This is a genomic window from Stenotrophomonas sp. STEN056 (genome assembly GCF_056759635.1).
Genome location: NZ_JBRRDL010000002.1, coordinates 183,496 through 199,581, shown reverse-complemented (window position 1 = coordinate 199,581; position 16,086 = coordinate 183,496). Strand labels below are relative to the sequence as shown.

14 protein-coding genes and 1 riboswitch are annotated in these 16,086 nt (G+C 62.0%); of the genes, 5 read left to right on the top strand and 9 right to left on the bottom strand.

Annotated elements, in window-relative coordinates; genetic code table 11:
• The first annotated feature begins 1 nt into the window (after position 1).
• Positions 2-1,027, top strand: coding sequence for an OmpA family protein (locus ACVOLO_RS02265; RefSeq protein ID WP_481568651.1), 1,026 nt, complete (start codon positions 2-4; stop codon positions 1,025-1,027).
• A gap of 119 nt (positions 1,028-1,146) precedes the next feature.
• Here the strand turns inward: ACVOLO_RS02265 and ACVOLO_RS02260 are convergent, their stop codons facing one another.
• From ACVOLO_RS02260 to ACVOLO_RS02245, 4 genes are all read right to left on the bottom strand, one after another.
• A complete protein-coding gene (locus tag ACVOLO_RS02260) occupies positions 1,147-1,299 on the bottom strand; it encodes a hypothetical protein (RefSeq protein WP_481568650.1) in 153 nt (50 codons plus the stop codon).
• A 109-nt stretch (positions 1,300-1,408) separates the two neighbouring features.
• On the bottom strand, positions 1,409-3,523 hold the full coding sequence (locus tag ACVOLO_RS02255; RefSeq protein ID WP_481568649.1) for a peptidase domain-containing ABC transporter: 2,115 nt from the start codon (positions 3,521-3,523) through the stop codon (positions 1,409-1,411).
• Between the two features lie 225 nt (positions 3,524-3,748).
• Positions 3,749-3,892 (bottom strand): class IIb bacteriocin, lactobin A/cerein 7B family, encoded by a 144-nt coding sequence (locus ACVOLO_RS02250; protein ID WP_481568648.1) that lies wholly within the window; start codon positions 3,890-3,892, stop codon positions 3,749-3,751.
• A 377-nt stretch (positions 3,893-4,269) separates the two neighbouring features.
• Positions 4,270-4,410 (bottom strand): hypothetical protein, encoded by a 141-nt coding sequence (locus ACVOLO_RS02245; RefSeq protein WP_481568647.1) that lies wholly within the window; start codon positions 4,408-4,410, stop codon positions 4,270-4,272.
• Between ACVOLO_RS02245 and ACVOLO_RS02240 the strand changes: the two genes are divergently transcribed.
• On the top strand, positions 4,409-4,576 hold the full coding sequence (locus tag ACVOLO_RS02240) for a hypothetical protein (RefSeq protein ID WP_481568646.1): 168 nt from the start codon (positions 4,409-4,411) through the stop codon (positions 4,574-4,576). The two genes, ACVOLO_RS02245 and ACVOLO_RS02240, sit on opposite strands and share 2 nt — an antisense overlap.
• A 1-nt stretch (position 4,577) precedes the next feature.
• On the opposite strand, the gene ACVOLO_RS02235 is transcribed toward ACVOLO_RS02240, so the two are convergent.
• From ACVOLO_RS02235 to ACVOLO_RS02220, 4 genes are all read right to left on the bottom strand, one after another.
• Positions 4,578-4,736 carry a hypothetical protein gene (locus ACVOLO_RS02235; RefSeq protein WP_481568645.1) on the bottom strand — a complete coding sequence of 53 codons (159 nt, stop codon included), beginning with the start codon at positions 4,734-4,736 and terminating at the stop codon, positions 4,578-4,580.
• 129 nt (positions 4,737-4,865) lie between these two features.
• Positions 4,866-6,131, bottom strand: coding sequence for a beta-barrel domain-containing protein (locus ACVOLO_RS02230; protein ID WP_481568644.1), 1,266 nt, complete (start codon positions 6,129-6,131; stop codon positions 4,866-4,868).
• Positions 6,132-6,194: 63 nt separating this feature from the next.
• Complete coding sequence (locus ACVOLO_RS02225; protein WP_481568643.1) at positions 6,195-6,824, bottom strand: acyl-homoserine-lactone synthase; 630 nt, start codon at positions 6,822-6,824, stop codon at positions 6,195-6,197.
• Positions 6,825-6,960: 136 nt separating this feature from the next.
• Positions 6,961-7,386 carry a DUF4902 domain-containing protein gene (locus ACVOLO_RS02220; RefSeq protein ID WP_481568642.1) on the bottom strand — a complete coding sequence of 142 codons (426 nt, stop codon included), beginning with the start codon at positions 7,384-7,386 and terminating at the stop codon, positions 6,961-6,963.
• 166 nt (positions 7,387-7,552) lie between these two features.
• On the opposite strand from ACVOLO_RS02220, the gene ACVOLO_RS02215 reads away from it, so the two are divergent.
• Both ACVOLO_RS02215 and ACVOLO_RS02210 read left to right on the top strand, forming a co-directional pair.
• A complete protein-coding gene (locus tag ACVOLO_RS02215) occupies positions 7,553-8,272 on the top strand; it encodes a LuxR family transcriptional regulator (protein WP_481568641.1) in 720 nt (239 codons plus the stop codon).
• 185 nt (positions 8,273-8,457) lie between these two features.
• Positions 8,458-11,910 (top strand): hybrid sensor histidine kinase/response regulator, encoded by a 3,453-nt coding sequence (locus ACVOLO_RS02210; RefSeq protein ID WP_481568640.1) that lies wholly within the window; start codon positions 8,458-8,460, stop codon positions 11,908-11,910.
• Between the two features lie 451 nt (positions 11,911-12,361).
• On the opposite strand, the gene ACVOLO_RS02205 is transcribed toward ACVOLO_RS02210, so the two are convergent.
• The gene (locus ACVOLO_RS02205) at positions 12,362-12,943 is read right to left on the bottom strand and encodes a manganese efflux pump MntP (RefSeq protein WP_481568639.1); all 582 of its coding nucleotides are present in this window, start codon (positions 12,941-12,943) and stop codon (positions 12,362-12,364) included.
• 7 nt (positions 12,944-12,950) lie between these two features.
• A riboswitch (yybP-ykoY riboswitch) is annotated at positions 12,951-13,111 on the bottom strand.
• A gap of 185 nt (positions 13,112-13,296) precedes the next feature.
• Between ACVOLO_RS02205 and ACVOLO_RS02200 the strand changes: the two genes are divergently transcribed.
• The gene (locus ACVOLO_RS02200) at positions 13,297-15,777 is read left to right on the top strand and encodes a methyl-accepting chemotaxis protein (RefSeq protein ID WP_481568638.1); all 2,481 of its coding nucleotides are present in this window, start codon (positions 13,297-13,299) and stop codon (positions 15,775-15,777) included.
• Positions 15,778-16,086: the final 309 nt, after the last annotated feature.

The following is a 16,086-nucleotide window of genomic DNA, read 5'->3' as shown; positions in this document are numbered from 1 at the left end:
CATGACGCTTTCACATCTGAAAACCCCCGCGTTCCGCTCCCTGCTGGCCGCTGCCGTACTCACGGTGGTTGCCGCCGGCGCCAACGCCCAGCAGACCCAGCTCAACCCGCAGGCCAAGCGCATCAGCGATGAAGCCATCCATGCCGACCTGGCGTCCTACGAGGCCACCCAGGGCCGCATCCAGGCGCTCAACGACGGTGGCCGCCCGATCCGCGACTACCACCTGTCCAAGGCGCAGTGCTGGCTGGACGTGTCCTTCCACGAATACACCCGCAACGACCGCAGCGCGTTCCCGCAGGAAGCGCTGACCGAGTCGGAGAAGCTGATCGTGGACATGGAGAACGGCGTCTCGCCGATCCCCACCGACACCGCACTGGTGAACGACGCCAAGTACCTGCGTGCCGATCTGTGGCAGCGCCTGAAGGTCATCCACGGCACCCCGGGCTTTGCCTGTGCCGCGCAGAAGGTGGCCTGCGGTGAAGTGGAGCTGGTGCATGCCGGCAACGAGTTCAACCAGCAGCAGTGGCGCCACTCCAAGCCGTACATCCAGATTGCCGAAGACCTGGTCAACGAAGCCGAAACCGCCGCGCGCCTGTGCGGCGTGGACCCGGCAGGCCCGGTGGCGCCGCTTGCGCCGGCAGCGGGCCCGCTGATTGCCAACGTGCTGTTCGAGTTCGACCGCGACGGCTACAAGGACATCCGCACCTACTCGCTGGAGAGCATCGACCGTGCGCTGGCCACCCTCAGCAGCGAGAAGCGCGAGCTGGCCGGGGTCACCCTGGTGGGCCACGCCGACCGCATGCAGGGCAACGGCTTCGACTACAACCAGGCCCTGTCCGAGCGTCGTGCCAAGACCGTGCGCGAGTTGCTCGCCGGCCGTGGCATCCCGGCGGACAAGATCCGTTACGAGTACCGCGGTGACACCCAGCAGGTGCAGCAGTGCGAGGGCGTCAAGCCGCGCGCCGCGCTGCTGGAATGCCTGCTGCCGAACCGCCGCGTGGAAGTGCGCTTCGAGTTGGCGCAGTAAGTACAGTTCTACGTTGTGACAAAGAACGCCCCGGCATTGCCGGGGCGTTCTGCTTCACGGCCACAACTTCGCTCGCAGATGAAATTGCAGTGCTTGCGCGGGATCAATGCCGTGCTCGTTCAGCTGAGCCAATCGTCCTGGGTGTTCCTGTCGCCGATCGGATCGTAAGGCCCGGTTGTGTCCTTGGGGTCCCCTGTGCTGGTACTGCCGCCGCTATTGCTCGGGCCGGCACCGAAGATGCTGTCCAGTGCTTCCTGATTGAGTTCGCGCATCATGCTTCCTCTCGTTGGTTGGTCGGCACACCTTGGTGCCGGGGCCGGGAATCGATGGGGTGAAACAGCCATGCAATCAGCAGCCAGCGTGCAAGCCAGCCGATTGAATTCAGGACAGGGCCTGCTCAGGTTCGCGTACCGTAGCGTCCCTGCCTGTGTTCTGACGAAGCTCTTGTGCGACACGACCACCATCCATCACCAGCACGCGATCAGCACTGGCGATGGTTTCAGGTCGATGGGCGACGATGACCTTGGTGAGTTGTAGCTTGCGCACGGCATCGTTCACCAAGCGCTCGCGCATCACGTCCAGGTGGCTGGTTGCTTCATCGAGGAACAAGAGCTTGGGCTGGCGATAAAGTGCGCGTGCGAGGATGATGCGTTGCTTCTGCCCACCGGAGAGCGAACTGCCCATGTCTCCGATCAGGCCGTGGTAGCCCATAGGCATCGCGGCGATGTCTTCATGCACTGCGGCGAGCCTCGCCGCTGCCTCCACGCGTACAAGATCAAAATCAGGGTCAAAAAAGCCGATGTTGTCGGCGATGCTGCCTGCAAACAGCTGATCATCCTGCATCACCGCGCCGATGATGCTGCGTACATTGCGCGCTCCAAGCTTGCGCATATCTTCGCCGCCAATCTTGATCTTTCCTTCCGTTGGTTGCAGCAAGCCCAGCATGATCTTCACCAAAGTCGTCTTGCCACAGCCCGAGGCACCGACGATGGCGATGGAATCACCTGCGTCGACCTTGAAGCTGCAATTCCTCAACACCCAGGGCTCACCATCGGCATAGCGGAAGGACAGGTTCTCGACCTCGATGCAGATGTCCTTCGGGGGAGGGGATTCGGGGCCTGACGTGTTCTCCTCCGGTGGGGTGAGCACGATGTCGGCAAGCCGCTCGCCGTGCAAGCGCAGCATCCGGAACTCGATGAACTTGTCGATGAGGCTGCTTGCACGAGAGGCGAACTGATCCTTGTAGGCAAGGTAGGCGATCAGCATGCCGACCGAGAAAGCACCGTTCATTGCAAGGGTCGCACCGATCCAGATTACCGCGACGCGTTCCAGGCCGAATACCAGTTGGCTGGCACTGCTGAACCCAAGACCGAGATGGGCCACGCGAACGTCGCGACTGATGGTATCCACCATGAGGTTGTCGTAGGCGCTGCGACGACGGGACTCTTCACCAGCGACCTTCAGGCTCTGCATGCCGCGCAGGGACTCGAGAAGATGCGTCTGTTGCTTGGCCGATGCGATCAGCTGTTGCTCGGTCCCGTCGCGCAGGGGGCGCCAAGCGATAGCACGGATGGCAGCGTACAGAATCACTGCGACCAAGGTGACCAAGGCCAATTTCCAGCTGTAAACCAACATCAGTACCAGGGTCACCACTGCCATGAGGCCATCGATCAGCGCCTCGACAAAACTCGTTGTCAGGGTCTTCTGGATGGTTTGTACCGAAGACAGGCGCGAGGTGATGTCACCGAGGTTGCGCTTCTCGAAGAAGTCCAATGGCAACCTGAGCAGGTGGGCGAACACATTCCCCATCCATTGCAAGCCGAGACGGGAGGACAGGTAGACGACGGCACCGCCACGTAACAGGCTGATGGCAACCTGCAGCAGCAGGGCCAGTCCGAACCCAAGGCCGAGCACGGTAAGCAGGTCGCGGTCGGCGGATACCAGTACCTGATCGACCACCCATTGCATGAAGAACGGAGCCAGCACCGCGAAGACCTGCAGCGCAATTGAGAGCAGCAGGATCTGGGCGAGCGATGGCCATAGCCCGCGGATGCGGCCGGTCAGCTGCTTGATGCTGACGGCAGGTGCGGGTTTGGTTTGCGCAAATTCAGCGGTAGGCGTGAGTTCGAGTGCTACGCCTGTGAAGTGATCTGACACCTCGGAGAGAGGCATCAGGCGCTCGCCAAGGGCCGGATCCAAGATCGTAGCTTTGGTACGGCCTACCTTGGCTAGCACGACAAAGTGATTCAGGTCCCAGTGCAGAATGCACGGGAGTTTGAGATTTCCGAGGTCTTCCATCTCCAGGCGCAGTGGCCTGGTTGAGAAGCCAAGCTGCTGGGCAACAGATATCAGCTGCGACAGCTTTGCTCCCTTGAGCGATAAAGGAAAGCGTTGACGGAGCTCCGGTAGTCCAATTTCAAGCCCGAACGATGCTGACACCATCGCCAACGCGACCAGGCCACATTCCGCGGACTCAGACTGAATGATAGGTTTCACCGAGCTCCCGGCAAAAGTGCGTCTTCGGAGGCAGTTTTCTCAGCTGACATCTTGTTGTCAGCGATAGCGGCTTTGTAGCCTATATACATGCCGATAAACGCAAAGGATAGGCAGCTGATCACGGCGAAATAAACGATGGTCTGAACTTTTCTCACGTTGTTTGCTCCGTTAGGGTTGATGGCCGTGATGCCAGATAGCGCTATCGAAGCATCACGGCCCTAATGCTTATTTCGTAGCCCGGTTGTCGCGTTCCGCAGCTGCGAGACCCATGGCTGCGCCCGCAGCGATGGAAGCTATCGCGATGGTAACGAGCAGATTGGCGAGCCCACCTTCTACCTGATCAACTTCGAACTGGTTCAACTCTTTCATGCATCCTCCAGATTTTCTGATTAGCAGTCTCGGGCCGCGTAGTACATCGCTACGAACCCAATTCCGATCAAGGGGCTGACTGCGGACACAATTCCGAGCTGCACCTTTGTTGCGGTCGACATTTCGCACTTTTCCAGTCCGCCGGAGATTGAGTCAACTTCATCTGCAAATAGCTCACGCATCGTTACTATCCTCTAGGAGTGCAGTCCCTGCACCTGGGGCCGGGAAGTTCTCGGCGATGGCGATTGAAAGCGGTCTCGATTACGCGTCTTTGGAGACGCTTTTGCGAATCTGGAACCAAGTTTTCTTGCAGGTGTGAGGTCAAGCTTGCTGGGTATCCAGCGAATAGCGTTGCTTCCCTCATGCTTGGCATCGAGTTAGTTCAAGCCAAGACGTTCTTTCCACATCTCCCACTCCAGCCAGCTCATCTCCCGCTGCTGCGGGTACTTTGACGGCGGTTGCTCCAGGTTGATGCCGCCGGATACGCGCTCGATGTCCTTCGAATCCATGAGATGCATGTTGCTGCTCCTTTGCTTATTTGATGCCAACCCGGCATCAGTAGGGCTGGTGTTGCGACCAGCAGTCACTCGTCTTCGGCACTATGCTTGCCGTTCCACGGTGATTTCAGAAAAGGCGATCAAGCGCCAGGTGCATGTGAGTCCGTTGGATGAACTCAACGAGTGAATCAGCGTGCCGTAGGCGCGTCGTTCGTTACCGGCATTGGTTTGGACCAGTCACGCAGCAGGTCCTTGAGGCTGTCGCTGGTGCCGGAGTCTCCGTACGGCGGATCCTGGTTGAACCCACCACCGACGGTGGAAATCTGTTCTTCACATAGATGATGCATGCTGCAACCTCGCTGCTCTAAAGGGTCCGCCGGTAAAGTCGAAATTGGATAGTCGGCGGATTCAAACTATCGAACGCGCGTCCACCTGGGTGCAGGCAGAAGGTGTTTCTCGTTGGGTTTCCGATCTGATCAGCTGTCCCAAACTTTCCCGCTGATTGAGTAGAGCGGTTCGAATATCCATTCGATCAATTTTCGCTTCTCGCCCATGACATCCGCTTCCAGCAGCATTCCAGGCTTCAACGTTTCCTGCTTGCCGTAGGCTGTGATCGCCTGCTGAGAAAGTGCAACGGTGACGCGATAGAAAGGTTCAATTTTCTCTGTACTTCCAACCAATGTGCCAAGTTCTGCCGGGGTCAGCGCACTACGACTGATGCGCGATACCTTTCCTTTCTGGTGGCCGAATTTTTGATACGGAAATGCCTGGTAGCGCAGCAGTACGAGATCGCCCGGTGCAATGAAGCCGATGGCTCTGCTGGGAACAAGCAGTTCTGCTTCAAGCCTGCCATCACCCGGAAGCAAGCTCAGCAATGGCTGGGCGGCCTGGACTGCCTGGCCGGATTTGACGACCTGGGTGGCCACTACACCATCGACCGGAGCGGTAATTACCAGCGAGCCATTGGCCTGCGTTTGCACACGCTCCTGTTCAAGTGCGGCCAGCTCGCGTTGGTAGGACGCGCTGCTGGCCGCACGTTGGCTAGGGAGTTCCAATAGCGATTGCTGCAGCTGTGCAATCAGCCGGCGTGTGCTGATGGCTTGGCGCTGCAAGCCCTGCATCTGGCTGGTGTAGTCAAGTACCAACGCCTCTTGCTGCTTGATCTGCAGGATGCTGACGAACTGTTTGTCCTCGAGTCGCCGCAGGCGCTCCAGTGTTTCGCTGGCGATTCGTATCTGCTGGCTTCGCGTGACGGTCTCGACTTCCACTTGCTGCAGTTCACGCTGTGCAGTGGAAAGCTGGTTTTTTATGCCCTGCGATTGCACCGCGAGTTGCCCTTCCTGAGCGTCATGCGCCAGCTCGAGACCATCTTTGCGCTGGTCGAGACGGTGCTCCAGTGCGGCCTGCGTGTTGCCGCTGCCGGAGGTAGCACGGGGGACGCTGACCAGGGCAAGTACATCACCTTGGGCGACACGGGAGCCTTCCGGAAAATCGAGCTCTGTAACAACACCGGTTGCCGGCGAAAGTACGGTTGCCAGGCCTTGTGAAGGAACCAGCTGCCCGGTGACTGAGGAGCGACGGGTATAGCTACCAAACACGATGAATGAAACAACGGTGACTGCGATCAGGACAGCTACGACCGTCAGAATCCAGAGTCGGACCGGTTGCGCCAACGAAATGTTCCCAAGCCACCCGGATCGGCGAGCCTGCAGTACTTCGCTGCGGAACAGATCGTTTGTCACCGTGTGCAACCTTTGGAAAGAGAGGGCGTATTCGAGGGCGTCATGCGGGAATACGAATCTCCGCTACGAAAGCCTTGGCGCGCAACTGTCAGAAATGACAGTGTTGGCACTTGGCGATCCTTCCCTTGAGAGCGTAGGATTTTGTAATTCCAGCCAGCAAGCGAAGGTTGGATGGCCTTCTATCAAGACTGGCGGTGCAGCGCGATGTACGTGGAAACCGCTTTTCCTGAGCAGGCGTTCCATGGCCAACGGCGACACGGTGACGAGACGCTTGGCTCCTTTGCTTTGCACGTGACGTGCGGCGATTTTCAGGATGTCCATGGCCAATGTCGAAGGTTGCTGCATGTGGATTCCAGAGCGGGACCCTTGCAGGTCCACTGCGGCAAAGCGAGACAGTTCCCATATTTCATCCGAGCAGGGTATCGGCTGGTCGCGCATCAGCTGCGGGAACAGGCTGCCTAGAAGATACGGACGTGTAGTCGGCAGCAGGCGAGCACAGCCGATGATTTGCTGTTCGTCGTTCCTGGCGATTACATACACGGTTTCCGGACAATCAAACTGGTCGCGTTCGATCCCTCGCGGAGTATCGAGCTGCCATCCCAGTTTTCTGACAAAAACGTCGTATCTATATCTGTCCAGGGCGTCACAAAGCGGCTTGGACAGGCTACATGCTTCCGAAAGAATGAATTCCATTTCTCATCCCTGCTTCCTTGGGTAGGGGGATGAGTGTCGCGAGCCATCGCGTTGCTTTTAACTGTCAGAATTGACAGGTGGTTGAATACTTGGGTACAGGGGTGGAGCTTCTACAGATGCAGCACCAAGGCGCCGATCAGTTATTTGTGGCTCTCTTGCCATCGTCGTCCAGCCGGGCAAGTCCAATGGCCGCCAATACGACGGGTTCCCATCCTAGTTTCCTGACGAATGCGTCAATGCGAAGGCTCGTGTCCTTCACGCCCAGGTCGGCGCCCGAACTGTCGGTAAACATGAGGTTTCCCTGGATGTCGCCATAGGGAACAAGCACCAGCGGTTTGGTGCATGTGGCAAGCCGCCAATCCCATCCGAGCGATATCACTGGCAGGCATGTACTTGCCCATTCGGTATACCCGAGCATTTCCGAACAGCCATCGTGGGCTGGGCTGTTCTCGTGGTTTGCATAGGTACCAGAGATAAGATGGGTGAACGAAATATGCTTCAGTATCCCCGGTTCCATTCGGATGTAACCATCGGCATCGACTTCCATGAGGTCTCTCTTCATCAGTCGCGCCTCTTGTTCATGTTTGTGACAAGTGAAAGGATGTCAAGAGATTCTGGAGATGGACGACAAATTTAGGAACTGTCCTTAATGACAGGTGTCACCATCACGTATAAATTCTGCTGACGTTTAGATTATTTTTCCTGCAGGGACGGACAGGGAGGCGGCATTGGAAGCTTGGCGAGAGGATCAGTTGAATTTGCTGGTCGCAGGTGGCGAGCGGGACGAAGTTTTCTCGAAGGTGACGGATCTGGCGAGGGGGTTGGGTTTCACAAATTGCGCTTATGGAATGCGTGCCCCACTCCCGCTCTCTCGGCCAGAGATCGTGATGCTGAACGATTACTCGGATGCGTGGCGTGATCGCTATGAGGAAGCTGCGTACTTGAGCCTGGACCCCACGGTACAAAGGGGCGCTGCTTCATTGGAGGCCTTCGCGTGGTCGCACCAGCAGAGCGCTTCTGCTGCTGTCGCTGAGTTCTGGGAGGACGCGCTAGGACATGGCGTTTCCTACGGCGTGTCGTTGCCGATGCTTGCGGCCAACAGCGTGCGAGGGATGTTGACGCTGACCAGAGGGAGCGATCTTCCTACGGACAAGGAATTGGCCGAAAAATGGCCTCAGCTGCTGTGGCTGGGCCAGGTTGCACACCATGCGCTGTCTCGCCAGATACTGCATAAGTGGCGTTCGGGTATCGGTGAGGGTCTGAGCGATAGAGAGACGGAAATACTGCGATGGGTAGCCGAAGGTAAGACCAACAAGCAGATTGCTTCCAGTATTAATGTCACCGAGCGCACGGTGAATTTTCACTTGAATAATGTGATGGTCAAGCTGGGTGTTCCGAACCGCACGGCGGCAGCGGTAAGCGCAGTGGTCCTGGGGATCATTGCGTAGCTGGTCGGCGGATGCGGTATCCCTCTCGATAATGGCTGTTTGAGAATCGCAAAGATCCACCTCCAATCGTATGCACTCGATTCGCGGAGCGCACGGGTTCTCGATTGCGTGACGGCAGTAGTTCTGTCAACCCAATGCCAGGGAAATGGCTAAACTCGGCTAGGTTTTTTTTCGCGGACAAGCCCTTGGTCTCCAGCTGGATCCTGCTCCTGGTGTCACTCGGCTACGCCGCGCTGCTGTTCGGCGTGGCCTGGTGGGGTGACCGTCGCCCGCTGTATCCGGACCGCCCCTGGCTGCGGCCGGTGGTCTACAGCCTGGCGCTGGCGGTGTACTGCTCGTCGTGGACTTTCTATGGCGGCGTCGGCACCGCCGTGCGTTACGGGATCGGCTACCTGCCCATTTACCTGGGCCCGTTGCTGATGCTGGCGTTCGGCTGGCGCATCATCGAGCGGCTGGCGTTGATCGCCCGCACCGAGAATGTGGTTTCCATCGCCGACTTCATTTCCTCGCGCTTCGGCCGCTCGCGACGGCTGGCCGCCTTGGTCGCGCTGATCGCCTTGATCGGCGTGGTGCCGTACCTGGCGCTGCAGTACAAAGCCGTGGCGATGAGCCTGCAGGTGCTCAGTGGCGATGCCGGCGGCAAGGGCGTATTCACCGACCCGGCGTTGTACGTGGCCCTGCTGATGGCCTTGTTCGCCATCCTGTTCGGCACCCGCCAGGTGGATGCCACCGAGCACCACCACGGCATGATGCTGGCCATCGCGCTGGAGTCGATGATCAAGCTGATCGCGATGGTGGCGGTGGGCTTGTTTGCCTACCTGCTGATCTCCGACCGTGGCGAGTCGGTGGTGCGCTCGGCGCGCACCTTGTTCGAGGGCATGCCGCCGGTCGGCTTTGTCTCGCAGACCCTGCTCAGTTTCCTGGCGTTGATCTGCCTGCCACGTCAGTTCCATGTCGCGGTGGTGGAGTGCGGCAATGCCGGTGACGTGCGTCGCGCGCGCTGGATGTTCGGTGGTTACCTGGTGGTGATCTCGCTGATGATCATCCCCATCGCCAGTGCAGGCGCCACGTTGTTCGGCACCGGGCTGGCCTCGGACGACACACTGGTGCTGGCGCTGCCGATGTCCGAAGGCAGCATGGCGTTGGCCCTGGCCGCCTATGTGGGCGGTTTCTCGGCGGCCACCGGCATGGTCATCGTCTCTTCCATCGCCCTGGCCACCATGATCAGCAACGACCTGGTGATGCCGGTGCTGCTGCGCCGCAGTGGCGACCACCGCGAAGCGGCCAGCGTTGCCTCGCGCGTGTTGTGGATCCGCCGCATGGCGATCCTGCTGTTGGCATTGGTGGCCTACGGTTACTACCGCGGCAGCAACAACGACACCATGCTCGCCACTTACGGCCTGATGGCATTCGCAGCGGTGGCGCAGTTCGCGCCGGGTTTGATCGGTGGTTTGTACTGGCGTGGCGCCAGCCGCCGCGGTGTGGAAATCGGCATGCTGGTGGGCTTCGGCGTGTGGATTTATACGCTGCTGATCCCCGCACTCAGCCATGGTGGCTGGCTGGATGAATCGCTGCTGCAGGATGGCTTGTTCGGCATTGAATGGCTGCGCCCGCAGCAGCTGTTCGGCTTGGCCGGCTGGGATGCGCTGACCCACGGCACGTTCTGGTCGTTGCTGCTCAACACCGCCACCATGCTGCTGGTGTCGATGCGCTGGCGCCCCGACGTTGCCGAGCGCCTGCGCGCGGCGCCATTTCTTGATCCCTATGCCAAGCGCCCGGTGGTGGCCGGTGACTGGCCGGCGCACGTCAAGGTGCGTGACCTGCTCGCGTTGGCCACGCGCGTGATCGGCGACAGCCGCGCACGCCGCTCCTTCATCGAACAGGCCCAACTGCTGCAGCGTGATTTCCTGCCTTCGGCCGCGGCCGACCGCGTGTGGGTGCAGTTCACCGAACGCCTGCTGGCGGCCTCCATCGGTGCGGCCTCGGCGCGTCTGTTGCTGACCAGCCTGCTGCGCGGCTCGGGCATGGACCTGGGCGAAGTGGTGGCGGTGCTGGATGAAGCCGGCCAGGAGCTGCGCTTCAACCGCGAAATTCTGTCCACCACGCTGGAGAACATCAGCGCCGGGGTCAGCGTGGTCGATCCGGAAATGCGGCTCACTGCATGGAACCGCCGCTATCAGCAGATGTTCGGCTATCCCGACGGCATGCTCTACGTCGGCCGCCCCGTCGCGGATCTGATCCGCTACAACGCCGAACGCGGCGAGTTGGGTTCGGGCGATACCGAGGTGCAGATCAACCGCCGCATCGGCTACATGCGCGCCGGTTCGCCGCATGTGTTCGAACGCACAGGCGCCGACGGCAAGGTGATCGAACTGCGCGGGCAGGCGTTGCCCGGTGGCGGTTATGTCACCAGCTACAACGACATCACCGATTTCAAACAAGCCGAGCAGGCACTGCTGGAAGCCAACGAAACGCTGGAGCAGCGCGTCGCCGAACGCTCGCAGGCGGCCGAAGCCGCGCAGCAGTCCAAGACCCGCTTTCTGGCCGCCATCAGCCACGACGTGCTGCAGCCGCTCAATGCCGCGCGCCTGTTTGCCTCGGCGTTGCGCGACAGCCTGCCGGAGACCGACGAACAACGGCATCTGGCCGAACGTGTGGATGCATCACTGCGCGCGGCAGAAGAACTGCTCGACGGCCTGCTCGATGTGTCACGCCTGGATGCCGGCGGCCTGCGCCCGACCATCACCGAGTTCGACGCCAGCGTGCTGGTGCGCGAAATGGCCGCGCAGTACACGCCGATCGCGGCAGGGCGCGGCCTGCGCCTGCATGTGTTCGCGCGGCCGGCGTGGGTGCGCAGTGACCGGCGCCTGCTGCGCCGCGTGCTGCAGAACTTCATGGCCAATGCACTGCGCTACACCCGCACCGGCCGCATCGTGCTGGCGCTGCGCGTGCGTGGCGAGCAGGTGGAGCTGCAGGTGTGGGATACCGGCCCGGGCATTCCCGAGCACCACATGCAGCAGATCTTCAAGGAGTTCCATCGCTACCAGCAGCCCTTCGACTGGGGCGAGCAGGGCCTGGGCCTGGGCCTTTCCATCTGCCAGCGCATCTCGCGCCTGCTCGACCACGGCTTGAATGCGCGCAGCCAGACCGGCCACGGCAGCATGTTTTCCATCACCTTGCCGCGCGTTGCCGCACCCAGCGTGCCGCAGCCGGAGGCAAAGCCGGCGTCCGCGTTCGGCGGTGATGATTCACTGGCCGGCATGCGCGTGCTGTGCGTGGACAACGACCAGGAAATCCTCGATGGCATGCGCGCCTTGCTGGGCCGCTGGAAGGTCGAAGTCATCGCCGCCAGCACCGTGGACATGGCACTGGAAAAACTGGCCGAGCAGCCCGACGTGATGCTGGTGGATTACCACCTGCACGACCGCCTGGACGGCCTGGATACGCTGGTCGCCCTGCGCGAAGCCGCCGGTCGTCCGTTGCCCGGTGCATTGCTCACCGCCGATGGCCGCGACGAACTCAAGCGCATGGCCCGCGAACGTGGCTACCGCGTGCTGACCAAGCCGGTGAAGCCGGCCTCACTGCGTGCCTTCCTCAGTGCGTTGAACGACCCACGCCGCCGGCACGACAACGCATAGCTCCACGCCGACGATACCGAAGTGCTGTAGGGGCGGCGTAGGAGCGCTGTAGGAGCGACTTCAGTCGCGAAACCAAACCAAGAATCGCCCCGAAGCCGACGAAAGCAGCGCACATCTCGGAGTGGCGATGGGTTGCAGAAAGCGACCCCTCCCCAACCCGTCCGGCCCGAAGGCACAGCCTTCGGTCGTTCATCAGGCCGCGCGCCAGTGGCGCGCAAGCAGGCTTTCTTCACCCCCTGCGCAACGCGCAAGGGAGGGAGCAGGTCATATGCGCCGTCAGCAACGCGAGCGACAGCTCTCACAGTGACAGCCGCAACAGCAACCGCAACAGGAACCGCAACAGCAATTGTTGCTCTTCGCCCTCCCTTTGCCGAAGGCAAGGGGAGGGCCGGGGAGGGGTGCTTCTGGTTTCGCTTCTGCTTCGGCATCCAAGAAGCCAAACACCAGGAACTCACCCCACCGCAGTCAGGTGCTCATAAAGAATCGTGCAGCCGATGATGATCAGGATCGCGCCGCCGATGATCTCCGCGCGCTTGCCGGCCAGCGCACCCAGCACGCGTCCCAGCATGATGCCCAGCGTCACCATGGTCAGCGTGCACAGGCCGATGACCAGCGCCACCACGCCGATGTGCACATCCAGGAAAGCCAAACCCACGCCAATGGCCATCGCATCGATGCTGGTGGCAAAGCCGGTGGCGGCCAGCGCCCAGAAACCGTGTCGTGGCTTGTCGGCGGATTCGTCGTCGGCCTCTGCGTCGTCGGGCTTGAGCCCGGCAAGAATCATGTGCAGGCCCAGCACGCCGAGCAGCACAAAGGCGATCCAGTGATCGAAGGCTTCCACATACTGCGAGGCGGCGCGGCCCAGCAGCCAGCCAATGACCGGGGTGATGGCTTCGATGACGCCGAAGATAAGGCCCGCGCGCAGCGCGTCGGTGAAGCGTGGCTTGCGCATTGCCGCGCCCTTGCCGACCGCAGCGGCAAAGGCATCGGTGGACATGGCAAAGCCAACAAGCAGGATGGAGATCGGGGACATCAGAAGTACCGGGCCGGGCGGACACATGCGACACACGGCGCGCCCAACCTGTCGTTGCGCACGCGTGCCGCTGGTCTCGCCAACCGGGTCTGGCTGCCCACGCCACGGCGCACTGGCCGAGCATGTTGACGTGGGCGCTTCCATTGCTGGAAGCAGGCTACTCCCCAAGGGAAGGCGGATTCTAGCACGGGCCGGCCGGATGGCCCCCGGCTGCCACAGCGCTGTCATCTTGCGATGGCCTGATAGGCACGGCATCCGGGGGTGGAATTCCGCGCAAGGATGCGTGGAAACCGCACTAAAGCTGCGCAGGCCACGGCCGATAAACCAGCGTCCTTACGCCTGGAGTCCGTGGCATGAAGTTCCCCCTTGGAATCGCCCAGAAGCTGCGTCTGAGCCTGTTGGCGCTGGTGGTTGGCCTGGCCGTGATTGGCTCGGCCTATGCCTGGCTCAGTGCCGGCATGCAGCGCGCTGATCTGCGCCTGCAACGCTACCAGCAGGACGCCGCGCGGCTGGAAACCCTGGCCTCGGCGTTTGCCGAGGTGCGGCGTGCGCAGGCCGAGTATGCCATGTCGTTTTCCGCCCCGGCCGGCACCGCTTTCCTGGCGGCAAGCCAGCGCCTGCAGGCGGCGTTGGCATCGGCGCCGGGCAGTGCCGCGTGGAGCAAGGAACTGGCGGCGTCGCTGCATGCCTACCTGGAGTCGGCCACGGCACTGGATGAGCGCATCAACGAACTCGGCCATGACGCAGACAGCGGGCTGCAGGGCGAACTGCGCGGTGCCGTGCACCAGGTGGAGGACCTGATCGGCAACTACAACGTACCGGCATTGCAGGTGTCGATGCTGACCATGCGCCGCTACGAGAAGGATTTCATCCTGCGCCGCGAGCAGAAATACGCCGACGAACTCAGCGCGCAGGTGATGCCCTTCGAGCTGCTGTTGCAGCAGGCACGCATGCCTGAGGCCATCCGGGGCCAGGTGCGCGATGCGATGCAGACCTATCAGGGCGCATTCCTGTCCTATGCCGCGGCCCGCTTTGGTGCTGACAGCGAAACCCAGGCGATGGACGACCTTGCCGCGCAGGTCGGGCCGGTGATCCAGGCACAGCAGCAGGCACAGCGCAGCGCCCTGCAGCAGCAACGGAGCGAACAGGCCGCCGCGCGTACCTGGATGAACATTGCCTTTGCCGTCACCGTGCTGCTGGTCGGGCTGGTGCTGGTGACGCTGTTGCTGCTGGTGCTGCGTGCGGTCAACCGGCCGCTGGCCGACGCGGCCCATTTCGCCCGTGCGATTGCCGATGGCCACCTGGACGGCAGCCTGGTGGTGCGCAACACCCATGACGAAATCGGCCGCCTGGCAGCGGCGCTGATGCAGATGCAGGCCAGCCTGCGCGAACGCATCGCCAGCGAACGCGTCATCGCCCAGGCCAACCAGCGTGTGCGGCAGGCGCTGGATGTGGCAGGTGCAGCGGTGCTGGTCACCGATACCGATGGCTGTGTGGTCTATGCCAACCAGGCACTGGCGCGCAGCTTCGGGCAGGCCGGCGTGGCGCAGACGATGGAGACCGGCACCGACGTGGCCGTGCTTGGCGAAGCGGTGCAGGCCGTCCTGCAGCAGGCGCGCGACACGGCCAGCAGCGTCGATGCTGAAGTGGAACTGGGCAACAGTGGCTTCCTGCTGCGCGCCAGCCCGGTGCTGGAGCAGTCGCGCGTGCTCGGCCTGGTGATGGAATGGCAGGACCGGCGCCTGGAGCGGGTGATCGTCAACGAAGTGGCGGCGGTTGTTGCCGCCGCGGCCGCCGGCGACCTGCAGGGCCGCATCCTGCTGGATGACAAACAGGGTTTCGTGCGGCAGCTGGGCGAGCGTATCAATGCGTTGCTGGACAGCGTGCAGGCCCAGCTCGGCGATGCCACGCGGGTGATCGGGCACTTCGCCCACGGTGACTTGAGCGCGCGCATGCGCGATGACGGCCGCGGCATCTATGCGCAACTGCGGCAGGGGCTGGAAGAGGCGATGCAGCAGGTGGGCAGCATTGTCTCCCGCATCCAGCACGCGGCCGGCAGCGTGCAGGACGCGGTGGACGACATGGCCAGCGGCACGGCGGATCTGTCCGGGCGTGTGGAGCAGCAGGTGCGCGATGTGCATGACGCACTCGAACGCGTGCGCTCGGTGGCCGGCGAAGCGCGCGAGAACGCCGGCAGTGCACGGCACAGCGCGGAGGTGTCCGGGGCTGCCAGTGCCGCGGCCGCGCGTGGCAGCGAGGCAACCGCAGCGGCGATCACCGGCATGGAACAGCTGCGCGCTTCCTCGCGCCATATCCGCGAGATCGTCGCCACCGTGGACAGTTTGTCGTTCCAGACCAACCTGCTCGCGCTCAACGCCGCCGTGGAAGCAGCACGCGCCGGGACGCACGGCCGTGGCTTTGCCGTGGTGGCCGGCGAGGTGCGGATGCTGGCGCAGCGTTCGGCTGATGCCTCCAAGCAGATCCGCGAACTGGTGGATGCCTCGCTGCAACAGGTCGAGGAAGGCGCCAAGCTGGTGGATACCAGTGGCGAAGCCATGCATGACATCAACGGCCGGGTGCAGCAGGTGGTGACGGCGATGGCGCGCATCGATGCCGCGTCGGAGCGCCAGGTCAGTGCGGTCGATGACGTGGAGCGGTTGCTGCGTCGTATCGGCGAAGGAACCCAGCAGAGCGGCAACGTCGCGCGCGCCTCGTCGCAGGCGGCGGTGGAGATGCGCGGACAGGCACAGGATCTGGCTGCGGCGGCGGAGATATTTGTGCTGGGCGGTGCGGAGCAGGACGCTGCGGCAACACCTGCGCGTCGGCGGGCGTGATGCGCTGAGAGCACCCCTCCCCAACCCTCCCCTTCACCTTCGGTGAAAGGGAGGGGGCGGTGGAGCAACAGCCAAAGCCAAAGCAACAGCCAAAGCCAAAGCAACAGCCAAAGCAACAGCAGAAGCAGAAGCAACAGCCCCCGCAATCCTGCTGGCAAACGCAGGAACCGCAGCAACTACAAAGCAACGGCATCGGCGGTCATTCAATCGTGCAGCTGCACGTTCCGCCCCCTCCCTTTCGCACCGCGAAGGGGGTGAAGAAGGCCTGCTTGCGCGCCACTGGCGCGCGGCCTGATGAACGACCGAAGG

What these genes read in the sequence shown, in the direction of transcription:
- ACVOLO_RS02200 (WP_481568638.1), top strand. Translation starts at nt 13,297, where the DNA reads ATGAAGTTCCCCCTTGGAATCGCCCAGAAGCTGCGTCTGAGCCTGTTG.
- ACVOLO_RS02250 (WP_481568648.1), bottom strand. Translation starts at nt 3,892, where the DNA reads ATGAAAGAGTTGAACCAGTTCGAAGTTGATCAGGTAGAAGGTGGGCTC.
- ACVOLO_RS02245 (WP_481568647.1), bottom strand. Translation starts at nt 4,410, where the DNA reads ATGCATCTCATGGATTCGAAGGACATCGAGCGCGTATCCGGCGGCATC.
- ACVOLO_RS02260 (WP_481568650.1), bottom strand. Translation starts at nt 1,299, where the DNA reads ATGCGCGAACTCAATCAGGAAGCACTGGACAGCATCTTCGGTGCCGGC.
- ACVOLO_RS02240 (WP_481568646.1), top strand. Translation starts at nt 4,409, where the DNA reads ATGTTGCTGCTCCTTTGCTTATTTGATGCCAACCCGGCATCAGTAGGG.
- ACVOLO_RS02225 (WP_481568643.1), bottom strand. Translation starts at nt 6,824, where the DNA reads ATGGAATTCATTCTTTCGGAAGCATGTAGCCTGTCCAAGCCGCTTTGT.
- ACVOLO_RS02220 (WP_481568642.1), bottom strand. Translation starts at nt 7,386, where the DNA reads ATGAAGAGAGACCTCATGGAAGTCGATGCCGATGGTTACATCCGAATG.
- ACVOLO_RS02235 (WP_481568645.1), bottom strand. Translation starts at nt 4,736, where the DNA reads ATGCATCATCTATGTGAAGAACAGATTTCCACCGTCGGTGGTGGGTTC.
- ACVOLO_RS02265 (WP_481568651.1), top strand. Translation starts at nt 2, where the DNA reads ATGACGCTTTCACATCTGAAAACCCCCGCGTTCCGCTCCCTGCTGGCC.
- ACVOLO_RS02205 (WP_481568639.1), bottom strand. Translation starts at nt 12,943, where the DNA reads ATGTCCCCGATCTCCATCCTGCTTGTTGGCTTTGCCATGTCCACCGAT.